Source organism: Parageobacillus thermantarcticus, assembly GCF_900111865.1.
GTDB lineage: Bacteria > Bacillota > Bacilli > Bacillales > Anoxybacillaceae > Parageobacillus > Parageobacillus thermantarcticus.
Map to the genome: position 1 here is coordinate 1 of NZ_FOJS01000061.1, position 11,056 is coordinate 11,056.

The window sequence follows — 11,056 nt, forward strand, 5'->3', positions numbered from 1 at the left end:
TTTTTTTATCCAAACGATAGCTTTCCGACACTTTGCCGATGGCACGAACGGTCATTTGGGCAGAGAGGCCAAATTTTTCCCTGACGTCATAGTAGCAAAGCCGCTGGATTTTCGTTTTGGAAAAGGTTCTGGAGCGAAAAGCAATCTCGCTAATATAGTTGCATGCTTGGTTAAACCGTTTCATTGTTTCCAGCAGCGCATGAAACTGTTCAAGAGTTGGCATTAATTTAATCTTGAGAGTGCAGAGCATTCTTGATTCACCTACCTTTCTAAATCCAGTGTACTTATATTGAACGAAAAATTCAATATATATTGAAAATATAAACCCCGCCTTCCTCCCACAGCTAAAGCAGCGGGCTTCCGGCGGATGTTCTCGTGAAACACGCTCCCTCTCTTATCATATATCAATTTTTCGCTCCAAAAAAATATTGAAAAATAACGATTATTCGTAATTGATTTATTTTGTCTTCTTTATTATATTATCACTTTACCAAATTAAAATGATCGTTTATGATGATAAAGTAAATTAGCTGTAGCAACGGTATTAACAAGGAGGACATACTATGGCAACAAAAAAATGGGGATTATGGATTTTAACCGCCTTTGTCGTCGGCAATATGATCGGCGGTGGCATATTTATGATTCCGGCAAGCCTAGCGCAAGTCGCCAGCCCAATGGGATCGGCTCTTGCCTGGATGACAACCGGATTGGGAGTTTTCATGATTGCGCTTGTGTTCGGCAGTTTAGTGACAAGAAAGCCGGAACTGAAAGCAGGGCCGCAAAGCTACGCGCAGGCGATGTTTTCCTCGTCAAAAGCGGGGAACATCGCAGGCTACAGCATGGCGTGGGGATATTGGGCCGCAAACTGGGCGGCGACCGCGTCTGTCATTATTTCTTTCGCCGGCTATTTAAGCACATTTTTCCCGATTATGCAAAGCGACCGCATTTTCATTACGATCGGAACATTTCAATTAGAAACAGGCAAAGCGCTCACGTTTGCAGTTTGCACGGTCGTATTATGGGGGATTCAATGGATTCTCGCCCGCGATTTTCAACGCTCAGGAAGCATTAATATTTTGGCGACAGGTGCGAAAGTCATCGGTTTTTTCCTTTATATTATCGCGACTGTCTCGGTTTTTAACGCCGCAAATTTAGGCAGCGGATTTGCATTCATGGATGAAAAAGGACAAGCGGTATCCGTTCCAAGCCAAATCAACGGAGCGGCGATTACGATGCTGTGGGCGTTTATCGGCATTGAATCAGCTGTTATGCTGTCAAACCGCGCGAAATCACAAAAAGATGTAAAAAAAGCGACATTGCTTGGATTAATTATTTCGGTGCTTATTTACATGGGGATCACATTGTTAACGATGGGAGCTCTTTCGCAAGATGAGCTGCAGCAATCGCAAAAGCCGCTCGTGGACGCGCTACATGCGGTGATCGGCAGCAACGGCGCCTACATCATGGCAATCTTAGCGCTTATTTCCTTGTTCGGCTCGACGATCGGCTGGATTGTCGTCAGCTCGGAAGTTCCGTATCAAGCGGCAAAAGAAGGGCTGTTTCCTGCTTTCTTCGCGAAAACAAACCGAAACGGCAGCCCTGTCCGTTCTTTGTTTATTACCAATTTTATGACGCAAATTTTTCTATTTTCGACCGTATCAGGAACGGTGAACGAAGCGTACAATTTCGCGATTGTCGTCGCAACGCTCGCCTACTTAGTTCCGTATCTCGTTTCTGCATTATATCAGCTGAAATTAATTATAACGGGAGAAACGTATGAAAATGCAAAGCGCATTCGCATCCGAGACGGCATCATCACAACAGCGGCGTTAGCGTACTCGATTTGGGTCATCAAAACGGGAACGGCAGATTGGCATACATTTTTCTTAGGAATTGGTCTATTTGTGGCTGGGTTAATCTTATATCCATTGCTTATGAAACAAAAACCGAGCAATGATCATAAACAGACAGAGCTAAAAGAGGCGTAAAGGGGCCAATGAAAATCTTGGTCCCTTTTGTTTTTATTTTCTCCCCACTATCTTATTCGCCGGCTCATTATCGAACTCTACTTTTTTCATTCAAGATCCGCCTCTTTCTCTATATTAAACCATTTGTTGGTATACAGTATCTTTCCAAACATACCCTCGATCATCTAGTTCAATGAATCTGGCGATGTACGATTCTTTTGGAATATGGCTTAATGTGTGCCTTAAACGCTCATACTGGTATTCGATAAACTTTTCGATGGAAGCGTCGCGATCGAGCAATGTCCCATCCAAATCAAATATAACTGCTTTTACCATTATCTATCGTTTCCTTTCTTATCCTAAATTATGAAAGAGAACAGAGCAAATCCTTGTTTTTTATAGACGGAGTCAAGCATTCATGGAGATTTTTTGTACAATGAAGTCCAACATTTTTTGCGAGCGTTTTCCATGATTTTGTGTTTTCTTTTGATGTCGCTTCAATGCCTAGGTATCCATTTTGAAATTTTTCATAACCATTTCGCTGCAATTACCCAGTGCGGCCTAGAATATCTTAAAACCCATCTAATTGGCAAAAAGGCATTAAAATTTTGTCAATAATGCCGATATTTATATTAAGGGAAGTAACACGTGATAATGATGTGAAAAGTTCTTGTTCGACTTACCATGTTTTTCTTATTGATCCCTTTTGCAGCGCAAACCAATATTAATTATACCAAAATTTTCATCTAATGGTATCGACCTTTCCAAAGTTTAAATGAGAAGTTGGATCGCTTCACAACATTTACCATTTCGCTTATTCCAATCTATCATGGGCAAAAGAAGGTGTTGGGAATGAAAATTAATTCGAATCCATTAAATGGTTACACCTTGAATTTAACTCATGTCTACAAGTTAAACGGCAACAGCAATAACCATCATTCATTGTTTAAACAGCCAGTGCGCGACGGTGGACTAAACTTGGATAAATTAACGCTATCATCGATCCAAAAGGGATATCCGGTTGGAGGTCTCAAAATCGAAAGAGCCGAAAAAACAGTTGCCTCCGTTTATTATTACGATTACTTTTCCGTAGAGAATATGACGGGTTTGACAGAAGAAGAAAAAAATCGGATCAATGAGGCGATTACAGCGGCAACATACATCGATCCCAAATATTTTACCGGCGGATCGACGAGTGACCAATTTGCCATGGCCATGGCACAGATAAAAGCAAAACTGGATTTTGTCGCTGAACATATTGTTCCTGAGCAATTTAAAGATCAAATGATGAAGGCGACCAATCAATTTATCGATGACAAATTCGCTGTATACAATGATCAAATGTTAAAAATTCAACAAGCCATTTATGATATGTATAAGGACCAATCCGGACCATTGAAACGTATTTCTGAATCCGCTTTCCAACAAATTCAGGCGATAAAAGATGGCCATAGTGCCATACAAAAAGAACAAACATATTATCTCTCCTTATTCTCCCAGCTTAATGGCGCTGACGAAAGCGAATTTGTCCAAAAGTATGAAAATGTGATGAAAGAATATAAAGAAGGTCAAGAAGGGGCTTCTCAGGGGGATGATTTCACGAAAAAACGAGTGGACCGAAATATTCGCCTATTAAGAGAAATGTGGAACCACTTTATCGACCACCTTTCTGGCTTTGACCATTATCGTGTCCCAACTGGGGAAACCCCTCTGTTCGATAAAACTGTGTAAGATGCTATTTACGGGAGTTACGCTCAGGGAGACGAAAGGTTGCTTTCGTCGTGGAACTGAGAAACTCCCTCTTCAAGTGTTATAAGTGGCGAGTAGTTCATATAAAGTAGGTTCTGAATAATGTGCTAATTTGCACCTATCTTGACGAGCATCTTTCGTCGTTCCCCGATATCATTTTCTATTTTTACAAAATATAGAAATTGTTAAAAACCTCAAAACAAACTAACGGGCCCAGTTTAATACGACATGCTTCCTGCGACAATCAAGCCGACAATAATAGAAATGGCAAATAAGCTAAGCCCAACTGCGAGATTGCCTTCCTCGACTTTTTTAGCTAAGTTTGTTTTTGGCGTGAAGATGTACTCGAGCGCAAAATACACGAGAATTTGCGTGATAATGCCAATGACACCCCATAGAAGAGCATCAGGCAAACTGACGCTGTTGCTCCAGGCGGCATAAATGACAATCGCCAATCCTAGCGCTTTTCCCCACAATTTCAACGCTACGGCCATATTGCCTTGGCGAATGAGTTCACGCTCGGAAAACTTGCCGATACGTCACTCCCTCTTTTACAAAAAAATCGCATTCGCGTCGGGCAATAATTTGCGGCAAGTCGATTGATTCATAAAAATAAAGCAAGCGATAATTTTCCTCGCCAAGCCATAGCCGATACTCCAATCGATTCATGATATTTCCCGCCTTTCCAAATCTGATGCAACTACTAATACGGATATGATGGGAATTGGTTCCATTATTCATGAATGGTATTTTCCAATTTAATTGCCGCCACTTCCTTCAAAGTTATTATTGTGAATTTGAAGGAAATATACTTGATGCAGTCAGACTTACTCGGGAAGATACCTGCTTTAGCGGCGGCAAAATATGAATCCGCATCGGTTGCCATTTCCTCTAAGTATCACGCTATTTTCTGTTACACTTCAATAACTTCTTTAAAGCGGGCCACCCGCTGCATCCATTCTTCTACCGTCGCTAAATAAATACGGACCGGTGTTTTCGGATGCGGCGTATACTCGACAAGCCACACTCCGTTTTGAGATGGAAGAAAAAAGAAAAGATCTCTCATATGATAAAGCACATTCTCCATATAGAGATCGGGCGAGAGATTATCCGTTCCATTAGGGAAATGAAAGGTAGTGAGATTGTATAAATATCGGTTTTTCGCTTCAAGATCCTCAAGGAAATGTTCGAAGCTTCTTTTTTCCTCGTCCGTAAATTCACTTTTCTTCTTAACTTTGTCTACTTTTTTCGGTTCGTTCAGCCAGTCGAACGCTTTCTCGGTCAGAAAAAATTGTTCTACAGGCACGGAATCTCCCGATGAAAATGAATAATACTCACGAATTTGATCTAAAATTTCGTCAAATGTTACGTAATAAAACTCATGAATAATATCTTTATATATAATATGCGCCAACCAGTCGTCCCCTTCGTAATGATGGAACATTAGCGCCCTTTTGCGCGGCATGTCCGTCCCTCTTATGATCCATTTTGACTGCACATAACGATTGATAAATGTTTTCATTTCATCGGATATTGGTTCTTCGCCACGCTCAGCTTTTTCATCATCGATAATCCCCTTTAAAATAAGCTGATGCTCCGCTGTCTCCAAAATTGCTTTCCATTCTTTTTCGCTCCTTTTTCCAAACGTTGCTGCTCCTATCCCTTTAGCAACACCGGGATAATCACATACCCCCACCAACAGCATCAATTCTGCCGTTGTACACGTCATGACAAGCTCCATCCTGCTCCCTCTCTTTCCTCTTTCCTATCCGTTTTCTCTAACATTGCTGATTGCCAATCTGAAAACTTTGTTCCATCGGTTATATGTGCCCCAATAACAGTAATTTCAATAGATTGCGCAGCAACAGCCATATAATGCCATATACTGCTGCCCCAACAACCGTAAAAACAGCATATAACAATTTCCGAATCAAAAACGGAAAAGGAGACACTCTTTTATACAGATAAACAGGAAACCATAAAAACAAATTGTATATTAGATTAAATATCTTCTCCCACAGCGCTTCCGGATGTTTTTCATAGCCTAAGTCATAATAATATACAATTAAATTAGCACCTAAAAAGACAGCAACAGCAGTGCTAAACTGCGATATGAAAATAAACCCCAATGTATAATCGAGAAGAGTAATCCATGTATGTGGTTCCGATAATAGAAACCATAGGTCTGACAATAGAAACCTGAAATCTGATGTCATCAATATATGCCTCCTTAAAACTATCGCTAGCTAAACCACTTTTTTATTGATGCTGGTATTTCTGTCTTTTTCATTGCGTCTACCGCCTTGTCACCAACGTTTTTAACGGCATCTACAGCCTCGTCAACTACTTTTCCTCCAACGTCCTTTATTTTATCGCCAAACAGCGAACTAACGGTTCCGCCTACAAACGCTCCAGCCGCCCCGCCTATAATCATCCCTGGCGGTCCTCCTATACTGCCGATCATGATTCCCACTCTTGTGCCTACGTTTATAGCAAACATATCCAATGCTGCTCCAGTAAAAACACGACCAACTCTTTCTGCCGAACTTTTATTTTGATTTTCCGGACTTACATACTCTGTTATATTGGCACCAATAGTAATGAGAGTCCCAACTCCAGGTATATGCTTTGCTGCTTTGTGCATTCCCTTCGCTTTCGTTGCAGCTTCAGCTGTTTCTTTAACCCCTGCCGATACCCGGTCTATCAATGCATTTCTGAACTCTTCCCCGGTCAATATGCCTTCAATATTTTTAGGGTATCCTGCCATATGTTTAATAAAGTCTGATGGACTCCGGTAACTAGAAAAAATTTTATGCAATATTTTTTCATACCAACTAACAGGTTCTTTTCTCATCACTTTGATAATGAATTTAGCCAGGGGCGATTCGTGCTTTGTTTCGCTTGTCCATGAAGGGGGAGCTTTCACCGCGAATCGATAGTCGCCTTTTATTTTTTGCCATAAGGTCGGTGCTTGACGAATATATTTTATTTGCAAACCTTTCGCTACTTGCATGGAAGCGAGAAACGCCACAAGTCTTGTGCCAATAATGATATTATCTCCTGTACTTAATTTTTCGTTTATTGTGGCGAAAAAATCAGTGAAAGGATATGCCCTTTCCTTCATTTCATCCTTTCGCAATTTAACCGTCATCGTTCTATAATCTGGATGACTGTTTAGCTTATCCATGTTAAACGATAAAACCGAAAAATCTCCTTGGCAAAACATCGACTCGATAAGCGCAATATAATTTTTCATGATTTGAAGATCAGCTTCCAGGCCGCTTAATTCTTTCATCTGTTCGGAATCAAACTTCCGCAAATCTTCCACTGTTTCTGCCGCATAATCTTCCGCTTTTTTTAATCCGTGCATAAAACGCTGATCGTCTAATCTTGTCAAGTAAACGATATCGTTTACTTCATTCATATAACCATTGGCCTCGTCGACTAAGTCCTTGACGGTGTTTTTCATTCGCTGTAATGCTGAAGCAATCTCATATTCCAAAAAGCTTTCGCGAATAAATCCGTTATTTGCCGGTTCTAAATTATTCAGTGATTTTCCTAAGTTAATACGCTGTAATTCTTCTTCCTTCTTGCGCAATAAAGAGTAATAGTAAGCAAGGGTCATGCAACCGCCCCCCTATCATTTAGCGAAACTTCTACTTTCAATAGGTAACCAGATTTACTATATCATGGAAATAAAATGGCAAAAAGAGAGAAAAGATGGATTCTTTTACTTACTTATTTAAGGACTTTAAGACTAATAAGTGTATTTAGTCACATTACCTTTTATTAAATGAGAAATGAAGTTTGAAAAAATGGTTACTAAATTTATTTTTCCATTTACTTTTCAACAAGGAAATCATTTTTGAAAAAACAAAAAGAAGCTGTCCTCAAAAGGTCGTTTTACCAGCCTTTTGGGACAACCTCTTTTCGTTTACTTCACATCATACCCTTGTTCTTCAATGGCTTCTTTCAATTGGTCCAAGCTGACTTTCGTTTCATCGTAATCGACATCGACCGTGCCTTTATCGAGATGCACTTCAACGCGGCTGACTCCTTCTAGCTCTTGTAAAGCGTTCGTCACGGCCATTTTGCAATGGTTGCATGTCATTCCTTGCACTTGTAATGTCGTTGTCATAATGGATTCCTCCTTGTTTTTATAGTTTCACGCGTTTTAGGCGAAGCGCATTTGTCACTACCGATACGGAGCTAAACGCCATCGCCGCTCCGGCAATCCACGGCTCCAACAGCCCGGCGGCGGCAACCGGAATGCCGATCGTATTGTAAAACAGCGCCCAAAACAAGTTTTGCCGAATGTTTGTCATTGTTTTGCGGCTTAATTCGACCGCTTTCGGAATATGCGCCAAATCGCCGCCGACTAATGTGACATCGGCCGTTTCGATGGCGACATCGGTTCCTGTGCCGATAGCCATGCCGATATCTGCTTTCGCTAGCGCCGGAGCGTCATTAATGCCATCGCCGACCATCGCCACTCGTTTTCCTTCTCGCTGCAATTTTTCAACGATGTTTGCTTTATCTTCCGGAAGCACTTCAGCGTATACATGGTCGATTCCCGCTTGTTCGGCGATCGCTTTCGCCGTCCGTTCATTGTCGCCTGTGACCATGTAGACGTCAATTCCCATTTGTTTTAATGCACGGATCGCTTCTTTTGCGTTTTCTTTAATGGTATCAGCGACGGCGATGATGCCGGCAAGCTGCCCATCGATGGCGACAAACATTGCTGTTTTTCCTTCTGTTTCCAATTGCACCATTTTCTCTTCATGTTGCGACATGTCGACGTTATTTTCTTTCATTAATTTTCTCGTTCCAACGAGAACGCGTTTGCCATCGACTGCCGCTTCAATGCCGTGGCCTGCAAGCGCCGTAAAGCGCTCAAGCGGCTTCACCGGAATTTGTTTCCGCTTCCCATATTCGACAATCGCCTGCGCGAGCGGATGTTCAGAGCCACTTTCCGCCGACACGGCATAATCAAGCATTCCTTCTTGAAACGCAATGACATCCGTTACTTCTGGTTTTCCTTTCGTCACCGTTCCAGTTTTATCCAACAGCACTGCGTTGATTTTATGCGTTTCCTCTAGATATTCGCCTCCTTTAAAGAGAACGCCGTGTTCCGCCCCTTTTCCGGTGCCGACCATGATCGATGTCGGCGTGGCAAGACCGAGAGCGCACGGACAGGCGATGACAAGCACAGCGATGCCGACTTCCAACGCTTTTGGCAAATCGCCCGGCGCGACAAAAAAGTACCAGACAACAAACGCCAACACGGCGATGCCAACGACAATTGGAACGAACATTCCCGAAATAACGTCGGCCAGCCGCTGAATCGGCGCTTTTGAGCCTTGCGCTTCTTCGACGATTTTCACGATATTTGCCAATGCTGTGTCTTTCCCGACCTTTTCCGCCCGAATCGTCAGAGTGCCTGTCGTGTTGATCGTTGCGCCGATGACGCGGTCGCCTTCTTTTTTATCCGCCGGAATCGATTCCCCTGTAATCATCGATTCATCAACAGCAGATGCGCCTGCAATCACGATACCGTCTACCGGTATTTTTTCTCCCGGCTTGACGATAATCGTGTCACCGACCGCTACTTGTTCGAGCGGAACTTTGACTTCTTTTCCGGCGCGAACAACGAGCGCTTCTTTCGCCTGCAAGCTTAACAGTTTTGAAATCGCTTCGGTCGTCCGTCCTTTCGCGCGCGCCTCAAAATATTTTCCGACAAGCACGAGCGTGATGAGCACCGCGCTTGTTTCAAAATATAAATTCGGCATATAGTGCGCGTTGCCAATCGTTTTCACCGCTTCCGCCAAGCTGTAAAAATAAGCAGCAGAAGTGCCAAGCGCAACAAGGACGTCCATGTTCGCGCTTTTGTTTCTTAACGCGCGATACGCGCCGACGTAGAAAGGACCGCCGATATAAAACTGCACAGGTGTCGCGAACAAAAGCTGCACCCATGGATTCATCAGCCAAGCAGGCATCGGCAAGCCAAGGTCAAACGGCAGATGCGCGATCATCGTATAGAGAAGCGGAAGCGATAACACGATGGAAATCGTAAGTTGCCGCTGTTTTTGCTTCAGTTGTTCTTCTTTAAACCCTGCGCTCTCTTCATCCTTCCGCACTTGCCCTTTATAGCCAAGCTTTTTTATTTTTTCTAAAATCGCTTCGACCGATGTGATGCCTGCCTTATATTCGACAACCGCGCTGTTTGTTGCCAAATTGACCGTGGCGCGTTCCACGCCTTCCATGCGTTGCAGCCCTTTTTCGATGCGCGCCGCACAAGCAGCGCACGTCATACCTTCAATATCGAGCATGACCTTTTCGGTGGCAACGCCGTATCCGAGCTTTTCAATTTTTTCTTGAATATCGCGAACGCTTTGTTTCGCCGGATCATACTCGATCGTCGCTTTTTCCATCGCTAAATTGACGTTTGCTTCGACCCCGTCCATCCTATTGAGCGCTTTTTCGATGCGGCTCGAACAGGCGGCGCACGTCATGCCGGTAATATGCAACGTCACATGCTTTTTCTCGTCCATCGCGCTTCCCTCCCTATTTGGAAAATTGGCTGATCACGGTCATTAACTCCTGAATCGATTCATCGCCGCTGCCTTCGCGAATCGCTTTGGCGACGCAATGACGGACGTGCCGTTCCAACAAGTGCAATCCGACTTTATGCAGCGCTGCTTCAATCGCAGAGATTTGGATTAAAATATCGATACAATACCGGTTGTCCTCCACCATTTTTTGCACGCCGCGCACTTGCCCTTCAATGCGCTTCAATCTTTTTACAATATTTTCTATTTCCTCTTCCGTGCGCAGAACCATTTTAGGATTAGGATGATGCTCCTCACATTGATTCATGCATTTCACCTCATTCCATCGTTCTATATACATTATACGGGTAATGGGTATAAATCGCAATGAGAATGATTTAATTTTTTCTATCGCAAAGCTCTTTTATTTGCTTCACCGTTACCACTTGTTCTTGATAACTATCGATACAGTTAAGTCCATATAATTGTGTAAAAAGGGAAATAGAAAAAGAGCCATGTTGCTTCCCCTTTGGTAGAATAAACAGTGGACAAACAAACACCAAACATAAGGAGGAATGCAACCATGGCTCAATATCATATTACCCTAAATGATGAACTTTTGCACGGGTTATTCACCAGAGATGAAGGATTAGCGAAGCTACTGGAACAAGTCCTCAATCAAATCCTCGAGGCACAAGTAGAAGAACAGCTGGGGGCTCGCCGTTATGAACGAACGGAAGAACGAAAAGGATATCGCAACGGTTCGTATCCACGCCAGCTGACAACCCGGGT

At 42.9% G+C, this 11,056-nt stretch carries 10 protein-coding genes and 3 pseudogenes; 3 read left to right on the plus strand and 10 right to left on the minus strand.

The window, feature by feature from the left end; genetic code table 11:
* Positions 1-250 (minus strand): annotated as a pseudogene (locus BM278_RS16515) (RNA-guided endonuclease TnpB family protein); the annotation flags it as partial.
* 313 nt (positions 251-563) lie between these two features.
* On the opposite strand from BM278_RS16515, the gene BM278_RS16520 reads away from it, so the two are divergent.
* On the plus strand, positions 564-1,988 hold the full coding sequence (locus BM278_RS16520) for an amino acid permease (RefSeq protein WP_090951980.1): 1,425 nt from the start codon (positions 564-566) through the stop codon (positions 1,986-1,988).
* 117 nt (positions 1,989-2,105) lie between these two features.
* Here BM278_RS16520 and BM278_RS16525 read toward each other — a convergent pair.
* Positions 2,106-2,303: pseudogene (locus BM278_RS16525) on the minus strand (HAD hydrolase-like protein); the annotation flags it as partial.
* A gap of 516 nt (positions 2,304-2,819) precedes the next feature.
* Here BM278_RS16525 and BM278_RS16530 point away from each other — a divergent pair.
* Entirely contained in the window at positions 2,820-3,698 is an 879-nt protein-coding gene (locus BM278_RS16530) for a hypothetical protein (protein WP_090951983.1), read from the plus strand.
* 236 nt (positions 3,699-3,934) lie between these two features.
* Here BM278_RS16530 and BM278_RS16535 read toward each other — a convergent pair.
* The 8 genes and pseudogenes from BM278_RS16535 to BM278_RS16565 all read right to left on the minus strand — a co-directional run.
* A pseudogene (locus BM278_RS16535) lies at positions 3,935-4,246 on the minus strand (DUF350 domain-containing protein); the annotation flags it as partial.
* Positions 4,230-4,385, minus strand: coding sequence for a hypothetical protein (locus BM278_RS18935; protein WP_167359667.1), 156 nt, complete (start codon positions 4,383-4,385; stop codon positions 4,230-4,232). The gene BM278_RS18935 and the pseudogene BM278_RS16535, both read right to left, overlap by 17 nt.
* Before the next feature lie 244 nt (positions 4,386-4,629).
* Entirely contained in the window at positions 4,630-5,457 is an 828-nt protein-coding gene (locus BM278_RS16540) for a hypothetical protein (protein ID WP_244151211.1), read from the minus strand.
* Positions 5,458-5,536: 79 nt separating this feature from the next.
* Positions 5,537-5,932, minus strand: a complete 396-nt coding sequence (locus tag BM278_RS16545; RefSeq protein ID WP_090951985.1) for a magnesium transporter CorA family protein — start codon at positions 5,930-5,932, stop codon at positions 5,537-5,539.
* A 26-nt stretch (positions 5,933-5,958) separates the two neighbouring features.
* The gene (locus BM278_RS16550; RefSeq protein WP_244151212.1) at positions 5,959-7,341 is read right to left on the minus strand and encodes a T7SS effector LXG polymorphic toxin; all 1,383 of its coding nucleotides are present in this window, start codon (positions 7,339-7,341) and stop codon (positions 5,959-5,961) included.
* Positions 7,342-7,650: 309 nt separating this feature from the next.
* Positions 7,651-7,854: a copper chaperone CopZ gene (copZ, locus tag BM278_RS16555; protein ID WP_064551847.1), complete on the minus strand. Its 204-nt coding sequence runs from the start codon at positions 7,852-7,854 to the stop codon at positions 7,651-7,653.
* Positions 7,855-7,873: 19 nt separating this feature from the next.
* Positions 7,874-10,267, minus strand: coding sequence for a heavy metal translocating P-type ATPase (locus tag BM278_RS16560; RefSeq protein ID WP_090951988.1), 2,394 nt, complete (start codon positions 10,265-10,267; stop codon positions 7,874-7,876).
* Between the two features lie 13 nt (positions 10,268-10,280).
* Positions 10,281-10,592: a metal-sensing transcriptional repressor gene (locus BM278_RS16565; RefSeq protein ID WP_090951991.1), complete on the minus strand. Its 312-nt coding sequence runs from the start codon at positions 10,590-10,592 to the stop codon at positions 10,281-10,283.
* A 255-nt stretch (positions 10,593-10,847) separates the two neighbouring features.
* Between BM278_RS16565 and BM278_RS16570 the strand changes: the two genes are divergently transcribed.
* Positions 10,848-11,056 (plus strand): transposase (locus BM278_RS16570; RefSeq protein WP_208601827.1); only part of this gene is annotated, 209 nt, incomplete at its 3' end.

Excerpts from the sequence above, each read along its gene's own strand:
- BM278_RS16520 (WP_090951980.1), top strand. The coding sequence starts at position 564 with ATGGCAACAAAAAAATGGGGATTATGGATTTTAACCGCCTTTGTCGTC.
- BM278_RS16530 (WP_090951983.1), top strand. The coding sequence starts at position 2,820 with ATGAAAATTAATTCGAATCCATTAAATGGTTACACCTTGAATTTAACT.
- BM278_RS18935 (WP_167359667.1), bottom strand. The coding sequence starts at position 4,385 with ATGAATCGATTGGAGTATCGGCTATGGCTTGGCGAGGAAAATTATCGC.
- BM278_RS16540 (WP_244151211.1), bottom strand. The coding sequence starts at position 5,457 with ATGGAGCTTGTCATGACGTGTACAACGGCAGAATTGATGCTGTTGGTG.
- BM278_RS16545 (WP_090951985.1), bottom strand. The coding sequence starts at position 5,932 with ATGACATCAGATTTCAGGTTTCTATTGTCAGACCTATGGTTTCTATTA.
- BM278_RS16550 (WP_244151212.1), bottom strand. The coding sequence starts at position 7,341 with ATGACCCTTGCTTACTATTACTCTTTATTGCGCAAGAAGGAAGAAGAA.
- copZ (WP_064551847.1), bottom strand. The coding sequence starts at position 7,854 with ATGACAACGACATTACAAGTGCAAGGAATGACATGCAACCATTGCAAA.
- BM278_RS16560 (WP_090951988.1), bottom strand. The coding sequence starts at position 10,267 with ATGGACGAGAAAAAGCATGTGACGTTGCATATTACCGGCATGACGTGC.
- BM278_RS16565 (WP_090951991.1), bottom strand. The coding sequence starts at position 10,592 with ATGAATCAATGTGAGGAGCATCATCCTAATCCTAAAATGGTTCTGCGC.